The 22,045-nt window shown below is 53.6% G+C and carries 23 protein-coding genes and 1 riboswitch; of the genes, 3 read left to right on the top strand and 20 right to left on the bottom strand.

The genetic code is table 11. The features are described 5' to 3' along the window. Positions 1–90: 90 nt before the first annotated feature. From hpt to B5F80_RS00175, 5 genes are all read right to left on the bottom strand, one after another. Positions 91–630, bottom strand: a complete 540-nt coding sequence (gene hpt / locus B5F80_RS00195; RefSeq protein WP_087476795.1) for a hypoxanthine phosphoribosyltransferase — start codon at positions 628–630, stop codon at positions 91–93. A gap of 68 nt (positions 631–698) precedes the next feature. Continuing rightward, a complete protein-coding gene (gene tilS, locus B5F80_RS00190) occupies positions 699–1,703 on the bottom strand; it encodes a tRNA lysidine(34) synthetase TilS (protein WP_087476794.1) in 1,005 nt (334 codons plus the stop codon). Next, complete coding sequence (locus B5F80_RS00185; protein ID WP_087476793.1) at positions 1,700–2,626, bottom strand: phosphatase; 927 nt, start codon at positions 2,624–2,626, stop codon at positions 1,700–1,702. The genes tilS and B5F80_RS00185 overlap by 4 nt, the downstream gene beginning before the upstream one ends. Positions 2,627–2,739: 113 nt before the next feature. Continuing rightward, a complete protein-coding gene (locus B5F80_RS00180) occupies positions 2,740–3,174 on the bottom strand; it encodes a S1 domain-containing RNA-binding protein (protein WP_087476792.1) in 435 nt (144 codons plus the stop codon). A gap of 123 nt (positions 3,175–3,297) precedes the next feature. After that, positions 3,298–3,624 carry a septum formation initiator family protein gene (locus B5F80_RS00175; RefSeq protein ID WP_087476791.1) on the bottom strand — a complete coding sequence of 109 codons (327 nt, stop codon included), beginning with the start codon at positions 3,622–3,624 and terminating at the stop codon, positions 3,298–3,300. Positions 3,625–3,788: 164 nt separating this feature from the next. Here B5F80_RS00175 and B5F80_RS00170 point away from each other — a divergent pair, with 164 nt between their 5' ends. Together B5F80_RS00170 and B5F80_RS00165 are read left to right on the top strand one after the other, a co-directional pair. Next, the gene (locus tag B5F80_RS00170; protein WP_087476790.1) at positions 3,789–5,192 is read left to right on the top strand and encodes an FAD-binding oxidoreductase; all 1,404 of its coding nucleotides are present in this window, start codon (positions 3,789–3,791) and stop codon (positions 5,190–5,192) included. A gap of 74 nt (positions 5,193–5,266) precedes the next feature. Beyond that, positions 5,267–5,398: riboswitch (FMN riboswitch) on the top strand. A gap of 97 nt (positions 5,399–5,495) precedes the next feature. After that, complete coding sequence (locus B5F80_RS00165; RefSeq protein ID WP_087476789.1) at positions 5,496–6,713, top strand: bifunctional 3,4-dihydroxy-2-butanone-4-phosphate synthase/GTP cyclohydrolase II; 1,218 nt, start codon at positions 5,496–5,498, stop codon at positions 6,711–6,713. 53 nt (positions 6,714–6,766) lie between these two features. Here the strand turns inward: B5F80_RS00165 and B5F80_RS00160 are convergent, their stop codons facing one another. Continuing rightward, a complete protein-coding gene (locus B5F80_RS00160) occupies positions 6,767–7,438 on the bottom strand; it encodes a Crp/Fnr family transcriptional regulator (protein WP_087476983.1) in 672 nt (223 codons plus the stop codon). A 125-nt stretch (positions 7,439–7,563) separates the two neighbouring features. On the opposite strand from B5F80_RS00160, the gene B5F80_RS00155 reads away from it, so the two are divergent. Next, positions 7,564–8,295 carry a 4Fe-4S binding protein gene (locus B5F80_RS00155; protein WP_087476788.1) on the top strand — a complete coding sequence of 244 codons (732 nt, stop codon included), beginning with the start codon at positions 7,564–7,566 and terminating at the stop codon, positions 8,293–8,295. A 102-nt stretch (positions 8,296–8,397) separates the two neighbouring features. On the opposite strand, the gene B5F80_RS00150 is transcribed toward B5F80_RS00155, so the two are convergent. The 14 genes from B5F80_RS00150 to B5F80_RS11315 all read right to left on the bottom strand — a co-directional run bounded on the left by B5F80_RS00150 (position 8,398) and on the right by B5F80_RS11315 (position 21,989). Next, entirely contained in the window at positions 8,398–8,838 is a 441-nt protein-coding gene (locus B5F80_RS00150) for an Lrp/AsnC family transcriptional regulator (protein ID WP_087476787.1), read from the bottom strand. Between the two features lie 119 nt (positions 8,839–8,957). Continuing rightward, a complete protein-coding gene (locus tag B5F80_RS00145) occupies positions 8,958–9,902 on the bottom strand; it encodes an FAD:protein FMN transferase (protein WP_087476786.1) in 945 nt (314 codons plus the stop codon). A 118-nt stretch (positions 9,903–10,020) separates the two neighbouring features. Further along, positions 10,021–10,866, bottom strand: a complete 846-nt coding sequence (gene rnfB / locus B5F80_RS00140) for an RnfABCDGE type electron transport complex subunit B (protein WP_087476785.1) — start codon at positions 10,864–10,866, stop codon at positions 10,021–10,023. 27 nt (positions 10,867–10,893) lie between these two features. Next, on the bottom strand, positions 10,894–11,469 hold the full coding sequence (locus B5F80_RS00135) for an RnfABCDGE type electron transport complex subunit A (protein ID WP_087476784.1): 576 nt from the start codon (positions 11,467–11,469) through the stop codon (positions 10,894–10,896). Further along, complete coding sequence (rsxE, locus tag B5F80_RS00130) at positions 11,469–12,092, bottom strand: electron transport complex subunit RsxE (protein ID WP_087476783.1); 624 nt, start codon at positions 12,090–12,092, stop codon at positions 11,469–11,471. Before rsxE ends, B5F80_RS00135 begins: the two co-directional genes overlap by 1 nt. After that, positions 12,092–12,691, bottom strand: a complete 600-nt coding sequence (locus tag B5F80_RS00125; RefSeq protein WP_087476782.1) for an RnfABCDGE type electron transport complex subunit G — start codon at positions 12,689–12,691, stop codon at positions 12,092–12,094. The genes rsxE and B5F80_RS00125 overlap by 1 nt, the downstream gene beginning before the upstream one ends. 1 nt (position 12,692) lies before the next feature. Further along, a complete protein-coding gene (locus B5F80_RS00120; RefSeq protein ID WP_087476781.1) occupies positions 12,693–13,727 on the bottom strand; it encodes an RnfABCDGE type electron transport complex subunit D in 1,035 nt (344 codons plus the stop codon). 23 nt (positions 13,728–13,750) lie between these two features. Continuing rightward, the gene (rsxC, locus tag B5F80_RS00115) at positions 13,751–15,094 is read right to left on the bottom strand and encodes an electron transport complex subunit RsxC (RefSeq protein ID WP_087476780.1); all 1,344 of its coding nucleotides are present in this window, start codon (positions 15,092–15,094) and stop codon (positions 13,751–13,753) included. A gap of 740 nt (positions 15,095–15,834) precedes the next feature. Further along, complete coding sequence (locus tag B5F80_RS00110; RefSeq protein ID WP_087476779.1) at positions 15,835–17,445, bottom strand: CTP synthase; 1,611 nt, start codon at positions 17,443–17,445, stop codon at positions 15,835–15,837. Positions 17,446–17,527: 82 nt separating this feature from the next. Beyond that, positions 17,528–19,192: an arginine--tRNA ligase gene (argS, locus tag B5F80_RS00105; RefSeq protein WP_087476778.1), complete on the bottom strand. Its 1,665-nt coding sequence runs from the start codon at positions 19,190–19,192 to the stop codon at positions 17,528–17,530. Next, positions 19,155–19,619: a DUF1934 domain-containing protein gene (locus B5F80_RS00100; RefSeq protein WP_087476777.1), complete on the bottom strand. Its 465-nt coding sequence runs from the start codon at positions 19,617–19,619 to the stop codon at positions 19,155–19,157. The genes argS and B5F80_RS00100 overlap by 38 nt, the downstream gene beginning before the upstream one ends. 90 nt (positions 19,620–19,709) lie before the next feature. Beyond that, positions 19,710–20,462 carry a TIGR03915 family putative DNA repair protein gene (locus tag B5F80_RS00095; RefSeq protein ID WP_087476776.1) on the bottom strand — a complete coding sequence of 251 codons (753 nt, stop codon included), beginning with the start codon at positions 20,460–20,462 and terminating at the stop codon, positions 19,710–19,712. Then, entirely contained in the window at positions 20,459–21,715 is a 1,257-nt protein-coding gene (locus B5F80_RS00090; RefSeq protein ID WP_239386272.1) for a putative DNA modification/repair radical SAM protein, read from the bottom strand. Before B5F80_RS00090 ends, B5F80_RS00095 begins: the two co-directional genes overlap by 4 nt. Positions 21,716–21,833: 118 nt before the next feature. Beyond that, positions 21,834–21,989, bottom strand: coding sequence for a hypothetical protein (locus tag B5F80_RS11315; protein WP_162860305.1), 156 nt, complete (start codon positions 21,987–21,989; stop codon positions 21,834–21,836). Positions 21,990–22,045 lie beyond the last annotated feature (56 nt).

The following is a 22,045-nucleotide window of genomic DNA, read 5'->3' as shown; positions in this document are numbered from 1 at the left end:
GTCATGCAACCAATACAATATCTATATTACCATACTTCGGACAATGCAACAACAGCTTTTCCCGCAAACCAAGACGGTAATAGTATATGTTTATTTCGTATAGATTTCTTCCTTCAAGATACCGATATAGGGCAGGTTCCGATAGGAGCTGTCGTAATCGAGGCCGTAGCCGACGACGAAGGCGTCGGGAATTTCAAAGCCGTTGTAGTCGACGTGGATATCGACCTTCCGGCGCGACGGCTTGCTCAGCAAGGTAGCCAGCTTAACCGAATTGGCGCCGCGCTCTTTCAAATAGGGCACGAGGTAGCTCAGCGTAATGCCCGTATCGATAATATCCTCGACGATGAGGATGTCCTTGCCGGCGACGTCGTTGTCCATGTCCTTGCGAATCGTAACCGCGCCGGACGACGTGGCCGACGAGCCGTAGCTGGAGCAGCTCATGAAGTCAAATTTTACGGGACCCTGAATCTGACGGGCCAAATCCGTATAAAATACGACGGCGCCTTTCAAAATGCCGCACAGCAAGATCGTCTTGCCGGCGTAATCAGCCGTGATCTGCGCGCCCATTTCCCGCACTCGTTTCTGTATTTGTTCTTCTGTAAATAATATTTCTTTTACGTCCTGATGCATAGTATATCCTCCCCGGAATGACAAAGTATATATAGCGACGCAGGCTTCCCTGCGGTTCTTTCGTGTTTTTATTTTTTCTTTCTGCGCCGGCCCTTTACGCCCTGCGATACTACGACGCATAGGCCGGCCTTCGTCGTATAAGCTGTGACGCTGCCCGTCTGGAACTGCTTTCCCGCGCCCTTGCAGGCCAGCTCCCGTATCGTTTCTACGTAATGAAAGGGTATATCCCGCTCCGTCCCCGTCGCGTTCCGGCACAGCAGACGCACGAGGCGGCGCTGCAGCGCCGCGGGCTGGCTGAGAAACCATTTCTTTTCTACGCCGGCTCCGCCTGGGCACGGCCTGACGTGAGCCTCGTACAGACGGCTCGCCCACTGAGCCATGCAGTCGTCTTCGGTCTGGGCAATCTGGGCCAGCCGGTTTAAATCGCCGACGACGGACGGATTGTACTGCCGCAGCGCCGGCAGCAGCTCCAGGCGGATGCGGTTGCGCGTAAACTGGACGGAGTCGTTCGTTTCATCGTGACGGGGCGTCAGATTCCGCTCTTTGACATAGGCGTCGATCTCTCCGCGCGTTATACTCAGGAGCGGACGGATGACGTCGCCGGTTTGCGGCCGCATCGCGCCCAATCCGGTCAGTCCGCTGCCGCGCAGCAAGTGCAGCAGCACCGTTTCCGCCTGGTCGTCCTGATGATGGGCTACGGCAATCGCCGCGGCCCCCAGACGGTCCTTTTCTTCGCGAAGCAGGCGGTACCGCTCTCTCCTGCCGACAGCTTCCAGCGACGCGTGCTCCTGCGCCGCCAGCGCCGGCACGTCTGTCCGGCGGCAGATAAAGGGACAGGCCCGCTTCTCCGCTTCCTGCCGTACAAACGGGACCTCCTCGTCGGCGGCCTCCCGAATGCCGTGATGGACGTAGCATACGGCGAGGCGCAAATCATAGGCCGGCCGCAGCCTGGCTAATATATCCAGCAATGCCAGCGAGTCGGGCCCGCCGGAACAGGCGATCAGAATCGTCTCTCCCGGCTGAAACAGCGAATGCTGCCGGCAGTATGCTTCTACAGTTTCAACGACGTTCATAGGCCGCTCCCGCCGCCTCCGCGCCAAGCGGCATCGTGGAAGGAATGGCGGTAAAAGACGCCTTCCATCAAATCGCTTTCGCTGATGCGAATGCTGTCAAAGCCATAGCGCTGCAAAAAGGAACGGGCGACGGCCAGACCGGCGACAATGATGTCGCTGCGCTTAGGCTGCAGTCCCGCTACATGGCGGCGGCCTTCGGGACCCATGCGCCGCAGTCTGTCCAGATGATAGGACAGGCGTTCCAGCGATACGACGCAGCCTTCGGTGCGGGACGGATCGTACTCCGTCATTTCCAGCTCCATCGCGGCCAGTGTCGTCAGCGTTCCGCCTACGCCGATAAGGGCCGCCGAAGGTTCTATGGGCGCAGGCAGCCATTGCCGGCTGCAATAGGCTTCCAAAGCAGCCAGTTCCCCTTCTTCCATCTGATTTTTTTTCGTCAGGCGCACGGCGCCCAAGGGATAGCTGTGAGACCAGGCGACGACGCCGTCCCGGCCGACGGCCACTTCGCTGCTGCCGCCGCCGATATCCAGGACGACGGCCTCCTTGCCGGCTTCAACGCCGGCTGCCGCCCCGCAGAAGCTGAGAGCCGCTTCCTCCAGGCCGGAAATGCAGCGGCAGTGCCAGCCAAAACGGGCCCGTATTTCCGCCAAAAAGGCTTGGCCGTCTGCGGCTTCGCGCACTGCGCTGGTCGCGACGGCACAGACGGGAACGGATCCTAACCGGGCCTGCCATCGGGCCATGGCCGCAAGGGAGGCCTCAATCCCTTCCGGCGATAAATGCCTTGTCTCTTCTATCTGATAGCCGAGGCGCGTCGTTTCCAATTCTTTCGCCGAAAACTTCCAGCGATCATCTTCCCAGCGCCCCGTCATCAGGCGCAGGGAATTGGAGCCGATATCGACAACGGCAAATTCCTTATCCTTCATCTGTCATGTACCTCGTTCCGAACTCGGACAGCCTTTTCCAGTCGGTAAAACAAAAAGAGCATTCCAAGACAGGAATACTCTTTATTCGTCCTTATGATTACCGATATACGAAATCAATCGGCACGGCGAGCGCCGCGGCCGCCGCGTTTTGATTCGGTATTGCGTTTCAAATCCATCTGGCGTTCGTCACTTTCCTTCAGGAATTTACTAAGCCGGTCCTCGAAAGACAACGATGTAGAAGAGCGGCGATTCGAGTCAAAATTGTTGTGCTGGCGGAATTCATGTCTTGGACGGAACTCTTTCTTTTCCGGAGCCGGCTGGGTCTGTTTAATAGACAGGCCGATTTTTCCCTTATCGTCGACAGACAAAACTTTGACGTTTACTTTGTCCTGAACTTTCAAGAAATCGTGCACATCTTTTACATACTCATTAGCAACTTCAGAAATGTGGACCAAGCCCACCTTCTTGTCAGGAAGCTCTACAAAAGCGCCAAATTTTGTAATCCCTGTCACGGTGCCTTCCAATACACTGCCTACTTCGATTGTCATGTTACCTTATATTCCTCCTTGTATGCTTCAGCTTTGCTGATAACACGTATAACGCTATTATACTCATAAACGGCGAAAAATTCAATCGCAAAATAATGTAAATTCCTAAGGCGGAACGCCTCGTCAGCGCCTGTAGGGGATTTCTCCCGGCTCGGCCAGTCCGAACTGTTCCCGCGCCTGTTTTTCTACGGCATCAGGGGAAATAAGCTGTTCTTTCCTGTCCTTCAGCCGCTGGTTTTCTTCCGTCAAGGCCTGCTCCTGCTGCAGCGTCCGCTTCATGTCCTCGTGGATCTGCCACATCTGATACATGCGCAGGCACAAGAAGACTCCTCCGACCAGCAGTATGAGAAGGACGATGCCCTTGTACAGCGTCATCCCCTTCTTTTTTTTCGTACGCCGCCGGCGCACCGTCCCGGTACGTCGGAGCCGCCCATCCCGTTTTTCCGTCATGATTCCGCTCCTTTAATGTAGGCACTGCAACATGCATGCTATAAGTATACCTTCATTTTCACGTAAGATAAAGTTTTTTCTCGATTTAATACGGCCCACTTTCGCAAACGCCGCTGATATTATATAATAGAACGTAAACTATGAAGAAACAGAGGTCTTTGCTCATGAGATATGAACCGATTACTCCTGAAATTTTAAAAAAACTGCAGACTGCCGTCGGCCCTAAAAACGTCACGACAGATCCGGATAAAATGCAGCCCTACTCCCACGACGAAGTGACCGACCCAGCGTACCACCACATGCCCGAAGCCGTCGTCTTTGCCGAAACGGCCGAGCAGGTCGCCGCTGTCGTCCAGCTGGCCAACGACTATCATTTTCCCGTCGTGCCCCGCGGGGCCGGTACAGGGCTGGCCTGCGGCGCCGTGCCCATTTACGGCGGCGTCGTCCTGTCCCTGGAAAAAATGAACCGCATTCTGGAAATTAACGAAGACGCCTTATACGCCGTCGTAGAACCGGGCGTCCGCACGTCGGACCTGCAGGACGCAGCCGAAGCCAAGGGTCTGTTCTACGCCGGCGACCCCTGCAGCGGCGACTCCTGCTTTATCGGCGGCAATATCGCCACCAACGCCGGCGGCAACCGGGCTGTCAAATACGGTACGACGCGCCATCAGGTATACGACGTGGAAATCGTCAATCCGACGGGCCGCATCGTCCAGCTCGGCGCACGCCTGCAGAAGCAATCGACAGGCTACTGCCTCGAGCAGCTGGTCATCGGCTCGGAAGGCACGCTGGGCATCATCACCAAGGCGACGGTCAAGCTCCTGCCGAAGCCTAAATACGCCCTCGATCTGCTGGCCGTTTTCGATTCGCCGGAACAAGCCATCGGCGCCGTCGGAGCCATTTTAAAGCAAGGCATCGTCCCGACCTGCGTCGAATACATGGACAATATTACGATCCGATCGGTAGAAAAATATCTCCATGAAAAGCTGCAGGGCAGCGATTCGGGCAATTACCTCATCGTCGAAGTCGAAGGCATCAATGACGACGACCTGGACGACAAGGCCGTCGCCTTAGACGAGCTCTGCACGCAGCACGGCGCGTCGTCGGTCCTCGTCGCCGACCACAATAAAATCTGGCAGGCCCGCAAGGCCTTTGCCGAGGCAGTCCGCGCCGAAAGTCTCATCGTCAGCAAAGAAGACGTCGTCGTCCCCGTCGACCAGGAACCGCTCCTGCTGGCGGAAATTCTCCGCCTGGCCGGCAAATACGGCCTGATCACCCGCATTGCCAGCCACGCCGGCGACGGCAACATCCATCTCAACATCTTAAAGCCCGACGATACGCCCTACGAAGACTGGGCCCGCCGGGTCGAACAAAACCAGCAGGAGCTGTACGCCTTCATCTACGCCCACGGCGGCCGCTTATCGGGCGAGCACGGCATCGGCTTTAAGCGGAAGCATTTGATGGAAGAATTTACCAATCCCGACGAGCTGGCCATGATGAAAGCTATCAAAAAAGCCCTGGACCCCAACAATATCCTCAATCCGGGCAAAATATTCGACATAGAATAGGCCTGTCCCAGCCCGGCCGGCCGCGGCGGCTCTTGCCAAGGATAGCCATTCTGTGTATAATGATTCATGTAGTCATATATCTTCAGGGCAGGGTGAAATTCCCGATCGGCGGTATAGTCCGCGAACGCTACGGCGTAGGAGCCATGTGCTCGTGATTTGGTGCAATTCCAAAACCGACAGTATAGTCTGGATGGAAGAAGATACGATGAAGCTGCCGCCGCGCAGCTTGTGTTGTGTTGACCAAAAAGCCCTGACGCTGCTGAACAGACCGTCAGGGCTTTATCATATTCAGGAGGTTTTATTGTGGCAAAGGAAAACAGAAAATTCAATACCGTAGAAGAAGCAATCGAAGAATTGCAAGCCGGGCACATCATCATCGTCACCGACGACCCGGATAGAGAAAATGAAGGCGACTTTATCTGCGCCGCCCAGTACTGCACGACAGAAAACATGAACTTCATGGCGACCCACGGCAAGGGCCTCATCTGCATGCCCATGAGCATCGAATACGCCCGTAAGCTCGGCCTGCCGCCGATGGTAAGCGACAATACGGACAATCACGAAACGGCCTTCACCGTCTCCATCGACCACGTCGATACGACGACGGGTATTTCCGCCGTAGAACGGGCGCTGACGGCCCGCAAATGCACGGAAGAAACGGCCCGTCCCGAAGACTTCCGCCGTCCCGGCCATAACTTCCCCTTGATCGCCAAGCGCGGCGGCGTCCTGGCCCGCAACGGCCATACGGAAGCGACGGTCGACCTCATGCGCCTTGCCGGACTGAAGCAAGTCGGCCTGTGCTGCGAAATCATGGCCGACGACGGCACGATGATGCAGACACCGCAGCTGTGGGAATTGGCCGACAAGTACAATTTAAAATTCATCACCATTCACGACCTGCAGAACTACTGCCGCCGCCACGACAAGCACGTCGTCCGCGAAGCCGTCGCTAAAATGCCGACGAAATTCGGCGAATTCAAGATTTACGGCTACGTCAACGACTTGACGGGCGAACACCACGTCGCCCTCGTCAAAGGCGACATCGGCGACGGCAAAAACCTGCTCTGCCGCGTCCACTCCGAATGCCTGACGGGCGACGTATTCGGTTCGTGCCGCTGCGACTGCGGCGAACAGCTGGCCGCCGCCATGACCCAGATCAACGCCGAAGGCCGGGGCATTCTCCTCTACATGCGCCAGGAAGGCCGGGGCATCGGCCTCATCAACAAGCTGAAGGCCTACGTCCTCCAGGAACAGGGCTACGACACCGTAGAAGCCAATGAAAAACTGGGCTTTGCGCCGGACCTGCGCGAATATTGGATAGGCGCTCAGATTCTGCAGGATTTGGGAGCCAAAGAACTGCGCCTGCTGACGAACAACCCGGAAAAAATCTACGGCCTCGAAGGCTTCGGCGTAGAAATCGTAGAACGCGTGCCGATTGAAATGAAGCCCCAGGAGTTCGACGAATTCTACTTGGAAACGAAAAAACATAAGATGGGACACATTCTCCCCCATTTGCGCTGATACGCGCCGATAAAGGGAGCCGCATCGGATTTCGCCGACGCGGCTCCTTTTCGTTACGCCCGTTGTTCCTTCAATATGAATTGATCCTTATGATATTCGATAAGGCCCTCTTTTTTCATCCGGCTCAGCTCTGCTGACATGGCGCTCCGGTCGACAGAGAGGAAATCGGCCAGCTGCTGCCGGTTAAAGGGCAGCGTAAACGACGGCGCTCCCTGCCGCAGCGCTTCTTCCGACAAATAAAACATGAGCTTCTGCCGCGTCGACCGCTGCGACATATAGCGGATTTTCTGGGTGAGCTCCATATTGCGCCGGGCCATGATCGCCAGAAGATTTAAAGCTACCCGTTCCTGAGACTTCGTCAAAACTTGTCCGGCGTGGATGATGCTGTTCACGTTGATAAATAAGACTTCCGTCGGCTCTACTGCGACGACATCTACTGTCGACGACGCGTCGGGAATACAGGCAAAGGCTTCGCCGAATAAGCTGCCTGGGCGCATCTGCGACAAGATATTCCGGTTTCCCCAATAGTCTTCCTGCAGGATGTGGACCATGCCGGACAAGACGATGCCGATTTGCCCGATAGGATCGCCGGCATACCAGATAAAATTTCCCTTGGCGTAGGTCCGTTTATATGCCTTCATGCCGTCTAATATCTTGCTGATTTCTTCCGCCGGGATGCCGGCGAACAGCTCGGAATGCTGTATGACAGGTAAAAAAGAATTCAAATTCATCCACCTCGTTGTAAAAACAACAGATTTTTCCCTCGCGCCATAGTATACTTTCATCATAACGCAGCGCCGCCTAACACGGCGCTGCCTGCCAATACGATACCTAATGGGAGGAATACTATATGATTCGAAGAATTATTCAGATAGACGCGGAAAAATGCAACGGCTGCGGCGCCTGCGCGGCGGCCTGCCACGAAGGAGCCATCGCCATGGTAGACGGAAAAGCCCGTCTCATGCGCGACGATTACTGCGACGGATTAGGCGACTGCCTGCCCCACTGCCCGACAAACGCCATCACCTTCGTAGAGCGCGAAGCCGCCCCCTATGACGAAGCTGCCGTAAAGGCCAATATGAAAACAAAAGGCTTAGAATATAAGGGCAGATGTCCTGGCAGCCAGGCCCGCACCCTTTCTCACAGCTGCCCCGGCCAGGCGGCTAAATCCCTGCAGGCCTCTACAGCAGTTTCCAGCACGCCGGCATCGAACCAATCACAGCTGCGCCAATGGCCCGTGCAAATCAAGCTCGCGCCGGTCAAAGCGGACTATTTCGACGGAGCCCATCTGCTCATCGCCGCAGACTGCACAGCTTATGCCTACGCCCGGTTCCACGAGGATTTCATCTGCAATAAAATCACCCTTATCGGCTGCCCTAAATTGGACAGCGTCGACTATTCTGAAAAATTGACGGAAATCATCAGGCAGAACGATATCAAGGACGTCGTCATCGTCCGCATGGAAGTCCCCTGCTGCGGCGGCTTGGAAATGGCTGCAAAGAAAGCCCTTCAGCAGAGCGGCAAGTTCATTCCCTGGCAGGTCAAGACCCTTACGATCGACGGCCGCATCAAGGAAGACTGATGTTCTGGCTTAAAGCAATTCCCCGCCCTTTATATTGTAAAAAAAGAAGCTTACCTTTCATAGGATAAGCTTCTTTTTTATGGAGAGAAACTTCGTACCGCCTTATACGTTCCATTCTTCTTTCAGCGTAGATAAGCACATGAAAGTCTGAGACGACGAAACCGTCGGGATTTCATTCAACTCTTCCATAAGGAATTTTTCTAAATCGTCAGGAGTTTTTACCAATACTTTCAAGAGGTAATCAAAGGCCCCCACTACGTGATGGCACTCCAAGACCTGAGGGAACTGGACGACCTTTTCCCGGAATTCTTCGACGTCGCCGGACCGTTCCATATTAACCATAATAAAAGCCGTGACGTTGTATCCCGTCTTACGGCGGCTGATTTTTGCGCCATATCCTTCAATGATACCGGCGTGTTCCATTTTTCTGATTCGTTCTGCTACAGCCGGTATGGACAAACCGACAACTTTGCTGATTTCCGTAGCAGAAGCTTTTCCGTTTCGCTTCAAAATTGTCAAAATTTTGTCATCAATGTGATCCATATGTCGTTACCATCCTCTACAAATATTTATAGTTATATTATCTTACATTTTGAAGAAAAAGTAAATATTATTCAAGAAAATACTTCCGTTCCGCTTAAAATTTTACATGTAGGGGATAGTTATTCAGCTATACGAAAGTCGGCATTCATGTCGGAAAAACGGCTGCGGAACCCGTCGGTCATGTAAATCGTTCCATCGGTTCCCGTAATTTCGCATTCTACGCCGTCCATGCCGTCGATAAAAGCCAATCCCTTCTGCGGGCCTAACACAAAGACAACTGTCGTCAAGATATCGCTGAGCATTCCTGCATGCTCCACGTCTCCGTCGATGACGATAGAGTCGCTCATGACGCCCGAATCGGCGGGATATCCCGTGACGGGATCAAAAATATGGTGATACCGCTTTCCATCCTGAATGAAGTACCGTTCATAATCGCCAGACGTCGACAAGGCCTGGTTTTCTATGCTTACGATGCCCAGGTATTCGCCATCTTTATCCGAACGGGGGTGCTTCATGCCGATGTTCCAGGCTTTGCCCTTGCTCGTCTTGCCGACGGCGTACATAGAGCTGGCGCCCATATTGATCAGTCCGCTTTCAATATGATGGGCTTCGTAAATCTTGCGGACCTCATCGACGGCATAGCCTTTGGCGACGCCGCCCAGGTCGATGGACATGCCGGCCTTGGCCAGCATGACGCTGTGGTCTTCCGGACGAAGGAGGATATCCTTATAGTTGACGCGCTGCATCGCTTCGGCCAGCTCTCCTGCTTCCGGAACGTGCTGATGTTCCGTCCCGATCTGCCAGAGATTGGTAATAATGCCGACGGTAATATCCCACTCGCCGCTGCTCCGTTCTGAAAAGCCCTTGGCAAAGGAAATCATCTCGTATACCGCCGGGTCTACCTGCACGTAATGGGAGCCGGCAGCAGCGTTGATCTTGCTCACGTCGCTGTCGGGATTTTGCGAGCTCGCCAGGGCGTCCAGCCGCGCGATGCGGGCAAAGCTTTCATCTACGGCTTCCTGTGCTTCTTTCCCAGTCGCCCGCAGAGAAACGGTCGTATCCATGGCGATACCGCTCCTATCATAAGAAGACTCCGGATGCAGAGAGCATCCGGAGCAACTCATCACGACCAGGAAAGCGGCGGTAAGAATATATCTTGCCCTGCGTTTCCAGTTCATCATATTAACCTATCTTTTCTTCTGCTTTTACGTCAGCCAGCAAGGAAGCAATCGCCTTCGTCGGGCATTTTGCTACGCACGTAGCTTCTTCGCAGTTATGGCAGATTTCCGGATTGACGACAGCCAAATGGTCGACAACCTTAACGCCGCCTTCATGAGCGCAGTTCTTCACGCACAGACCGCAGCCGATACAAGCAGCCGAGCAGTCCTTACGAGCTACAGCGCCCATTTCCTTGGACGAGCAGCTGACGGAAACCTTCGCGCTGATCGGCAGCAATTCAATGACGTGGTTCGGACAAATGCTGGCGCATTTACCGCAGCCGGTGCACAGCTGCTTATTAACCTTCGGAAGACCGTCTTCGCCCATGGTCATAGCGCCGAAGGGGCAGGCCTTTACGCAGTTGCCGAAACCGAGACAGCCGTATTTGCAGAATTTCGGACCCTGCTGTACGATTTTAGCGGCAGCGCAGTCATGAACGCCTTTGTATTCATAGGCCAATTTCGCGATGCCGTTGCCGCCGCGGCAGCGGATGTGAGCGTATTTCGGTTCCGTAGCTTCGGCAACCTTACCGGTCAGCTGGGCGACGATAGCTGCAACTTCAGCTTTACCGGGAACGCAAAGGTTAGGCGGAACATCGGGATCAAGAACGACAGCTTCTGCGTATTTAGCGCAGCCAGGGAATCCGCAGGCGCCGCACTGGCCTTTCGGCAATGCTTCTTCAACTTCGCCGATAAGCGGATTTTCTTCCATGGCGAACTTCTTATCTGCAAATGCAAGGACAAAGCCGAACACTACGCCGATGCAAGTCAGAATAACGACTGCCATGATTGCAATCTCAGTGTAATTCATAATAAATATTCCAACTCCTTTGCGTAATTAAATCATACCGGAGAAACCAAGGAAGGCCAACGAAAGCATACCGGCAACGATGAAGGCAATCGGAGTGCCTTTGAGCGAATGGGGTACGTCGGCGAAATCCAGTTTTTCACGGGCGCTGGCCATGAGGACGAGGGCGAGCGCAAAGCCTAAGCCGGAACCAATAGCAAATACGAGGTTTTCGAGGAAGTCGTAGTTGCTGGTAATGCTGATAACCGGTACGGACAATACGATACAGTTCGTAGCGATCAGCATGAGGTAAATGCCCCACATGTTATACAGCGTCGGGGACATCTTTTTAATGACGATTTCCAACAGCTGTACGAAGCTTGCGATCAAGATAACGAAAGAAATCGTACGAAGGAACGTCAGATCAAACGGAACTAATACATAGTTGTACAAAAGCCAAGCGAGAACCGTACTCATCGTCAAGACGGATGTTACGGCAAAGCCCATGCCTACAGAAGCGTTGAGGTTTTTGGATACGCCGAAGAAGATACATAGGCCGAGGAACTTCGTCAATACGAAGTTATTGATCAATACAGCGCCGACAAACAGCGTAAAGTATTCGCCCATTATCCTTCACTCCCTTTCAGTTGTCTTGCTCTTTCGCGGGATTCATTCCAGATCTTAATGCCGGCCATCATGAAGCCGATGAGCATGAATGCTCCAGGCGGCAGAGCCAAAATCAGAGCAGGCTGGTATTCCGGCCCGAACATCGGAGTGCCGAGCAACGTACCGTTGCCGAAGAGTTCACGAACGACGGAAATGCAGATCATAGCGATGGTAAAGCCGACGCCCATGCCCATGCCGTCGAGGAAGGAAACGACGATGCCGTTCTTCGAAGCAATCGATTCAGCGCGTGCCAGGATGATAGCAAATACGACGACCAAGTCGAGGTATACGCCGAGGGCCTGGTACAAGTCCGGAGCAAACGCCTGAAGGAACAGCTGTACGCACGTTACGATCGTAGCGATACAGGTAATGTATACAGGTACGCGGACCTTTTTGTTAATGGTCTTACGAATAATAGATACGACTACGTTGTTGGACGTAATAACAAACCATACTGTCAAACCCATGGTCAAACCGTTTACTACGCTCGTCGTAACGGCAAGGCCCGGGCACAAGCTCAAGGCTAATACGAAATACGGGTTTTCTTCAATAATGCCTCTGCTAAATACTTTCCAAAGACTCATTATTTATTGCCTCCCTTCGTTGCGCCGGCAGCGGGCTGGGAAGAAGCGCTCTGGCCGCTCAAAGCAGCTGCTTTTTCAATCGCTTCTTTTACGCCTGCAGAGAAAGCGCGGGAAGAAATCGTAGCACCGGTCAAAGCCTGAATTTTATTCGGCTGATTCGGTTCTTTCGTTACTTCCAGGCCGTCGATTTTCTTGCCTTTGAACTGATCTTTAAACGGAGATTTCGCGCCTTTGTCGCCAAGGCCCGGCGTTTCGTTTGCAGCAAGAACGGTGTAATCGATAACGGTGCCGTCGGCAGATACAGCCGTCAGCATTTTAATCGGGCCGCCGTATCCTTTCGGAGCCGTCGGAATGATGTAAGCTACAGTTTTGCCGCCTTTTTCAGCGATAAACGTATCAGCTTCGCCCTGTACGGGAACGAATTTATCAGCGTCCGCAACCAAGGCTTTCATGGAATCCTGTTTCATCTGTTCTGCTTTGTCGGCTGCAATCGGGCCGGTGATGAAGAAGACGACGCCGATGATGCAACCCGAAACTAAACAGGTCAGAATAAGATTCAATGCAACCTTAATGATGCTGTTTCCATGATTGTCTGTCATGTTATTTTGCCCCCTTTGTTTTAACTTCACCAAAGACGGTCGGTTTTACAAGGCGGTCGATAAGCGGCGTCAATGCGTTCATCAGGAGGATGGAATAGCAAACGCCTTCAGGATAACCGCCGAAGAGACGAATCAATACGGTAATAAGACCTGCGCCTAAAGCGAAGATGATTTGGCCTTTCAAGGTAATCGGAGCCGTTACCATATCCGTTGCCATGAAGAACGCGCCGATGATAAGGCCGCCGGCCATCATCTGGAACAACGCAACGTTGGGGCCGTAAGCAACGCACATGAGAACGCCGACAGTAGCGATCATGACGACAGGAACCTGCCAGTTGACATAGCCCTTATAAATGAGGTACAAGCCGCCGAGGATCAGGAGAACCGTAGAGGTTTCGCCCAAAGAACCATTGCGCGTACCGATGAACAGGCTCTGGTAAATCGTGCCCCAGTCGTTCGTGCCGAACAGCTGGAACAGGGCGTCCGTGCCGCCGTGCTTGAATACGTTCAGCGGCGTAGCGCCGGCAACGCCGTCAACGACCGTGCCGTTGAGCTGCGTCCACGTCGTCATAGCGACAGGCCAGGAAACCATCAAGCCTGCACGGCCGACGTGAGCCGGGTTGAAGAGGTTATGACCAAGGCCGCCCATGGACTGCTTGCAGACGACGATAGCCAGGAAGGAGCCGATGATGCTCATCCACCAGGGAAGGCTCGGCGGGCAGCACATAGCCAGCAAGAGGCCGGTGATAACAGCGGAACCATCTTTAATGGTTACCTTTCTGTGCATACCTTTTTCCCATAAAAATTCGAAAACAACTGCGGAAACAATGGCTACTACGATATTGACGAGGGCATTGACGCCAAAGTAGTAAACGCCAAACGCAGCGGCAGGCACGAGGGCGGCAACGACGCTCCACATAATTTTAGGGACCGTTTCGTTACAGCGAACATGCGGCGAAGATGATACAGTAAGTTTTAATTCCTGCATGTCTTTAGCATCCTTTCCTATAGTTTGTCCTTTAGCTTCTGGACTCATGATATCCCTTCTTCCATTAGATCTTAAGCTTTCTGTGCTTTAGCCTGAGCGGCTGCCTGAATGGCTTTGCACTGAGCTTTTGCATTGCGGATATACTGGACGATGTTGCGTTTTGCCGGGCAAGTGTATACGCAGCTGCCGCATTCGACGCAGTTCATAACACCGTATTCCATGCACTTATCCCATGCCTGGCAAGAAGCGAAGATGCTCAGCTGGCTCGGAACCAAACCCATCGGACAGGCGGTGACGCAGCGGCCGCAGCGGATGCACGATTCTTCTTCGCCGACCTGGCATTTTTCCGGAGACAAGGCGAGGATACCGGAAGCGCCTTTTGTAATAGGAACATCAAGCTGGTACTGGGCGAGACCCATCATCGGGCCGCCGGCAATAATGCGGTCCGGCTGCTGAGAAAAGCCGCCGCAGTAGTCGATAGCTTCCTGGAAGGTCGTACCGATACGCAGGGACAGGTTCTTCGGTTCTTTGATGCAGTCGCCCGTAATCGTCGTCAAGCGTTCGATGAAGGGGATGCCGTGGCATACGGCGTCGGCAATCGCAATGACCGTACCGACGTTGCTTACGACGCAACCGACGTTCATCGGCAATCCGCCCGGTTCAACCTGACGGCCCGTGCAGGCTTCGATCATCATTTTTTCAGCGCCCTGCGGGTATTTCGTCTTGCAGGTTACGACTGTAACTTCGGGAATATCCTTGAAAGCTTCCGTCATGTTCTTAATCGCTTCCGGCTTGTTGTCTTCAATGCCGATGAAGCCCTGTTTTACGCCGAGAGCCTTCATGCAGATCTGTACGCCCGTTACGAGTTTTTCCGTCGTTTCTTTTTCGACCATGGCGCGGTAGTCGCAGGTCAGATACGGTTCGCATTCGGCGCCGTTTACGATAAAGGTGTCGACAGGTTTATTCGGCGTCAATTTTACATGAGCAGGGAACGTAGCGCCGCCGCAGCCTACTACGCCGGCCTTTTTAATCAATTCGACGATTTCCTTGCTATCGAGCTGCTTCCAGTCGTGTTCTGCCGGAAGACCTTCTACCCATTCGTCTTTGCCGTCTGCCTCAATAACGACAGCCATGCATTTGACCATCATATTATGCGGCATCGGAGCTACCTTGACGACTTTACCGGACGTAGAAGCGTGGATGTCAGCATGCAGGAAGGCATCGCTGGTCCCAATAACCTGGCCTTTTTTTACCAGGTCGCCAACCTTGACTGTCGGAGTACAAGGAGCACCAAAATGCTGGCTCATAGGGATGACTACTTGATCCGGTACTGCCGGGGTTTCAATGGCTTTATCCTTAGCGTAGATTTTGCCATCATCAGGATGAACCCCACCTCTTTTAAAGGTATTCAACATCAAAAATCACCTCATTAATATATAATGAAAAATAATAAAAACATGAAGCAACTATTTCGGATACGCGGCGCCCCAGCTGCGCTGCAGCCTGCGCGCGCCTGTTCCTGCCGACTGCGCCGCCGTACAGGCCGCTGCCGCCGCAGTGCTGCCGGCCAGATTCCGACGACACTACGCCGCATGTCCAAGGGTGCTCCCTTCACGCGTTTTCGTACCCGCCCTGCAAAGGCATTTGATACAAGCATGCGTTGCAGCCGGTTTATCCCATCGTTTTCCTTCTGCATAAGCCGGCTGACTAGAAAAAATAAATCGAAAGAAAGTCCGCTTCATTTCCGAGACATACTTTCAATCGCCTATATTATATCATCATATATTCTAATATTCAATGTGAAAATTATAGCAAAGACGGCGATTCTGGCGAATTTTTCGCATATATGTCTCCCGCGTCTGGCGGCAAAAGCAGGGCAAAAAATGCAATAATTATTCAAAACAGCAAATTTACGTGTTTTTTACAATTCCCACCAAAGGGGTGTGTTTTTCTTATCGGCACGTATAGTTGCGCATTTCGTATCCATGACAATTCATCATATTTATTATTCTTTTATCTTTCTATCTTATTAAAAACAATTCCCATTGCGATGTGTTCTTCCTGTCACATATATATCTTTTTGTTTTTCAGGAACCCATATAAAAAACAGAGGTTTTCTATTGCAAAAACCTCTGTTTTAAAAAGTCGGAACGTATTATTGTTTCTTTAAATCCAACGCCGTCTTGATCAGGCCTTTGAACAGCGGATGAGCCTTCGTCGGACGGGATTTGAATTCCGGATGGAACTGGCAGCCGACGAACCAGGGATGATCCTTGATTTCGACGATTTCGACAAGGCGGTCGTCCGGCGACGTGCCCGAAATCACCAGGCCAGCTTCGCTGAGCTCCGTTCTGTATTTATTGTTGAATTCCCAGCGGTGGCGATGGCGTTCGTAAATGAGGTGCTCGCCGTATACATCGAAGGCCTTTGTGTCCTCTTTCAGCTTGCAGGGATATACGCCCAAGCGCATCGTACCGCCTTTGTCGGAAATATCGACCTGATCCGGCATGAGATCGATGACGGGGAAGGCCGCGTCTTCATTGAATTCCGAGGACGTAGCGCCCTGGAGGCCGCCGACGTGGCGGGCAAATTCCATGACGGCGCACTGCATACCGAGGCATAAGCCCAGGAAGGGAATCTTGTGCTCGCGGGCGTACTGGACGGCGCGGATTTTGCCTTCAATACCGCGGTTGCCGAACCCACCGGGAACGACGATGCCGTCGATGCCCTGGAATACGTCTTCCATCGAAACGGCCGGGTCTTCCAGCGATTCCGAATCAATCCAATGGATATTGATCTTGGACTTGTAGGCGATGCCGGCATGGTTCAGGGCTTCGGCGACGCTCAAATAGGCGTCGTGAAGAGCGACGTACTTACCGACGAGGGCAATATCCAATTCGTTTTCCGTGTGGTAAATATCGTATACCATCTGCTTCCAGTCTTCCATGTCGCACGGTTTGTCCGGCAAATCCAGTTTTTCCAATACGATGCGGTCCATGCCTTCTTCCGCCAGGAGCAGCGGCACTTCGTAAATGCTGTTCAGCGTCTTGTTTTCAATCACCGCTTCCTTGTCGATGTCGCAGAACAAGGCCAGCTTCTCCTTCATATCATCAGACAAGGGGCGTTCCGTACGGCAGACGATAATGTCCGGCTGAATGCCGATGCCGCGCAGTTCCTTGACGCTGTGCTGGGTCGGCTTGGTCTTCAATTCGCCGGCAGCGCCGATATACGGAACGAGGGTGACGTGAATGTACAGCACGTCGTTGCGGCCGACTTCCTTCTTAATCTGGCGGATAGCTTCCAGGAAGGGCAGGCTTTCGATATCGCCGACGGTGCCGCCGATTTCCGTAATGACGACGTCAGCGTTGTCGTCGTCGCCTACGCGGTACACACGCTGCTTGATTTCATTGGTAATATGAGGGATAACCTGAACGGTATGGCCCAAATAATCGCCGCGCCGTTCCTTCTGCAGGACGGACCAGTAAATCTTGCCGGTCGTAACGTTGGAGTTCTTGCCTAAGCTGATGTCGATAAAGCGTTCGTAATGACCTAAATCCAAATCTGTTTCCGTGCCGTCGTCTGTGACGAATACTTCCCCATGCTGATATGGGCTCATCGTACCGGGGTCGACGTTGATATACGGGTCAAATTTCTGAATCGTAACCTTGAAGCCGCGATTTTTCAGCAGCCGGCCCAAGGCCGCCGCCGTAATGCCTTTCCCCAATGAAGAAACAACCCCGCCTGTGACAAATATGTATTTAGCCATAATTCCTCCCTGCTGAGCTTGCGCTCCTATGAATACTGATAACTATATGCTTGAAAAGTACGTAGTGTTTATTTTTATTATATTACATTTTTTCAGGCGCAGAAACCCCTAAAATAGCCAAACTGTTGGCAATTGTAATCCGCACGGCCGTAACCAGGGCCAGGCGCGCCTTTTCCAGTTCCTTGTCTTCCTGAATGATGCGGCAGTGATTGTAGAACGTATGGAACAAGCCGGCCAGCTCGTGGGCAAAGTGAGCGATGCGGTGCGGCGCCCGTTCGCGGGCAGCCCGCTGTATTTCTTCCGGGAAGGCCGCCATCTTTTTGATCAGTTCCAGTTCCTGTTCGTCCTTCAGTTTATCCCACTGCACGTCGGCCCAGTTCATATCCAGCGCGTCGCCGGCTTCCTGAACCTGGCGGTAGATGCTGTAAATGCGGGCGTGGGCGTATTGGATGTAATATACGGGATTTTCGTTGCTGTGCGATTTCGCCAAGTCCAAATCAAAGTCGAGCTGCGTGTCGAGAGAACGCATGATGAAGAAATACCGGGCCGCGTCGGCGCCGACTTCTTCGATGAGCTCGTTGAGGGTAATTGCCTGGCCCGTGCGCTTGGACATCTTGACCGGCTTGCCGTCGCGGAATAAGCTGACCATCTGCAGGAGCAGTATTTCCAGTTTTTCCGGGTCGTAGCCGAGGGCCGCCATCGCCGCCTTGACGCGGGCCACGTAGCCGTGGTGGTCTGCCCCCCAGATATTGATGAGGCTGCCAAAGCCCCGGTCGTATTTATTCTTGTGATAGGCGATATCGGCGGCCAGATAGGTCGGTACGCCGTTGTCGCGAATGACGACGCGGTCCTTGTCGTCGCCGTAATCCGTCGATTTCAGCCACAGGGCGCCGTCTTTTTCATACAGCTTGCCGCGCTGTTTCAGCACATCGCAGGCCCCATGAATCGCGTCGGGGTGAAGGGTCCGTTCGCTGAACCAGTTGTCAAAATGGACGTTGAAGGCAGCCAAATCCCGCTTTAAGGCTTTCAGCTTTTCAACATAGGCCCGGTCTTTAAACAATTCCAGCCGTTCCTCTTCGGGCATATTCAAGTAGGCGTCGCCGTCCTGGTCGATAATCGCCTGGGCCGTATCGATGATGTCGTGGCCGTGATAGCCGTTTTCCGGGATATCCGCTTCCCGCCCCAGCAGCTGCAAGTAGCGGGCGTTGACCGAGGCGGCCAGGTTGTTCATCTGATTGCCTGCGTCGTTGATGTAATATTCTGCCTGCACGTTGCAGCCGGCGGCGCGCAGCAAGTTGACGAGGGCGCTGCCGTATGCCGCGCCGCGGCCGTGGCCGACGTGAAGGGGACCCGTCGGATTGGCGCTGACATATTCGACCTGTATCGTGTCTTCCTCGCGCAGCGGCGCTTTGCCGTAATCGGCGCCGGCGGCCAGTATATTTTTCAGCGTATCGTAAATGACGTCGTGCTTTAAAAAGAAATTAATGAATCCGGCGCCGGCGATTTCCGCCCGGTCCAGCCAGGGGTAGTCCATCTGCGCGACGATGGCTCCGGCGATCATCTTCGGCGCGCGGCGGGCAATGCGGGCCGACTGCATGGCAATATTGGTAGCAAAATCGCCGAATTCCTTCTGCGGCGGAACTTCCAGGCTGATAGCCGGATAGTCGCCGGCAGGAAGAGTCCCTGCCGCAATCGCTTTGTCCAAAGCTTCAGCAATGCCCTGTTTCAATAATTCCTTCATTTCCATTACAGTTATCCTCCTGCACAGTAATCGTTAATTGCGTATAGTTTGAACCGACGCCTTCCAAATCGACATCGTAGCCGAGATGAATCGTGCCGATGCCTTCGCATAGCTGAACGTCACACTCATAGGTTCTGAATGTGACGTTCAATGCGCCGACAGGCGTTTCATACTTAGAATGCGAAACCTTTCCCTTGCGGTATTCCTGACGCTGATGCACCTTTCCGAGACGCAGCAGCATGACCGCGCCGTCCGGCAGGACTTTGATCACCGTCGTCACGCCTTCCATATCGGTCAGCTCGCTTTCTTCGTACACGATGTACTGCGTGCGTTCTTTTTTATACGCCTTGCCTTCGGAAACGAGCTCGATAGCCAGCTCTTCTCCCTCTTCGTTGCGCTGAACGCTCTTTACCTTTACGATGACGGGCTTCATGCATTCCAACCTTTCTTATCATACTATCAATAATCCAATATTGCTATTATATAACAAGTGTCGGGAAAAAGAAATAGTTTATTTCGCGATTTACCGCGAATTCTCCCCGTCCCTGACTTCGATGATATAGGGCCAGTATTTTTTCGGCATGAACTGCCGGCGCAGCGGGTCGTTCCGCCGTTCGGCGATGGCGATAGTGCGGTAATACTGCTTCCACAAGGCGGCGAACTCTTCTTCCTGCGCCGACACGCCGACGCGCTGCAGTACCTTGGGAATTTCCACTAAAACCGCTTCCTGGCGGTCATAATACACGCCTATGCGACGCCGCCTGTCGTGGATAACCCATTCTTCGCCGCCAAGGCGCTTCACAAAGTGAGGAGCCATGACCGGCACGACGCAGCACGTCGGCGCCAGAGGGCAGTACAGCATGCCGCCCTTCAATTCCTGAAACCGCGCCAATCCCAGCAGCTTATGCCGCTCGTTTCCCGTCCTGCGGGCCCACTGGCGGACTTCCCACACAGCGGGCTCGCTCAGATGCTGCAGAAACTCCCCCTTCAGCCGGAAGGCCAGCCGGATATACTGCAGCAGCTTCATTTCCCGCTGCGGTTGTTCCGCCAAAAAGGCGTAGTACAGGAAATGGCACGTCTTTCCGCCGCACTGGGCCTGCAATCCATCCAGGATGCGCTTCGCTTTCCCGGCGTCTGCCGGCACATACTGCTGACGGCCAAATAAATCGCCTGCCCCGTCGCAGCGTATGTCCTCCGTATGCTGCAGCCCGTCGTGCCAGGCGTCGAACACGGCGGACAGATAGCCGAAAAAAGACCCGTCGTATCCATAGATCATGAGTTGACTCCTGCAAATAAATCCATCGGCTCATATCGGGCATCCTGTCCTGCGCCTAAGAGGCGGCTGCGGATGTAGTCCGGCCGGTCCGACTCTCCGTAAAACCGTCCCCGGCAGGTAATGAAGTATTTGGCCCGTTTCAGGACGATGCCTAAGCGGCGCAGCGTATCGTAGGACAGCCACGCCGACCGGCGGGCCGCGCAGATGCGCCGGGCCGACGTTACGCCGATACCGGGCACGCGGAGCAGCATGTGATACGACGCCTTATTGATTTCTACGGGAAATACTTCGGGATGGCGCAGGGCCCAGCAGGCTTTCGGGTCCAGATGGAGATCAAAATCCGGCTCGGCGTCGGTCAGGATTTCGTCGGCAGAAAACTGATAGTACCTCAGGAGCCAGTCGGCCTGATACAAGCGATGCTCCCGCAGCAGGGGAGGCTGGGTCAGGGCCGGCAGGTTCGGGCCGGTCATAGCCGGCACATAGGCGGAATAGTAAACCCGCTTTAATGCAACCTGCTTGTACAGCGCTTCGCTGAGCCGCAGAATCGTCCGGTCACTGTCCGGCGTCGCACCGATGATGAGCTGCGTCGTCTGTCCCGCCGGTACAAAAGCCGGCGCTTTTCTGCTCGTTTTTCGATTTTCTTTCCGCTCGGCAATGCCGCTGCGGATTTCCCGCATGGGAAGGAGGATGTTTTCCTTCGTCTTCTGCGGCGCCAGCAATTTTAAGCCCGCCGAAGAAGGCAGCTCGATATTGACGCTCATGCGGTCTACGTATTTCCCCAATTCGCGGATGAGGCGCGGATCCGTTCCCGGAATGCCTTTCATATGAATATATCCATTGAAGTTCTTTTCTTCCCGCAGAATTTTCGCCGTCCGAATCAGCAGCTCCGTCGTTTCGTCAGGCGAGCGGTACACGCCGGAGCTGAGAAATAATCCTTCAATATAATTGCGCCGATAAAACTCGATAGCCAGCTCAGCAATTTCCTCAGGCGACAGCATGGCCCGCTCCGTTTCATGACTGCAGCGGTTTACGCAGTAGGCGCAGTCGTAGATGCAGTAATTCGTCATGAGAATTTTCAGCAGAGACACGCATCGCCCGTCGGCCGACCAGGTATGGCAGATGCCGCCGTACGCGCCGTTGCCGATTCCGCCGGCTTTATTTTCCCGCCGGCTGCCGCTGGATGAACACGACACGTCGTATTTTGCAGCGTCGCTCAAAATCGTCAGCTTTTTCTGCATAACGTCCCATTTCATAAGCATTCCTCCCTGTTTACGTTATATCATACCACAAGACAGGCGACGTTTCAAACATATGTTCCTAATATAAAACCAGCGCGTCCGCTCTGTTGCGAAACGCGCCGGTTTGCGGCGATTATAAATGGAGCCCTTCTTTTAATTGGGCAAAAATCTTTTCCTCTTCTTCTGTCAGTGAACGACCTAAATCAATGTGCAGCTCTTCGCCCTTGTTTTTAGCCTTTTCCTGCTCATGAGGGTCGCCGCTCTTGACGCTGTTGTCTCGGATAATCACCGTATTCACCTCCTGCGCGTCTTTAGAAAAAAAGGGCTAAACCGTATATGATTTAG

The sequence above is a fragment of the Megasphaera sp. An286 genome, assembly GCF_002163455.1.
GTDB classification, from domain to species: Bacteria; Bacillota; Negativicutes; order Veillonellales; family Megasphaeraceae; genus Megasphaera; species Megasphaera stantonii.
This window is presented reverse-complemented; position numbering and strand designations above follow the sequence as displayed.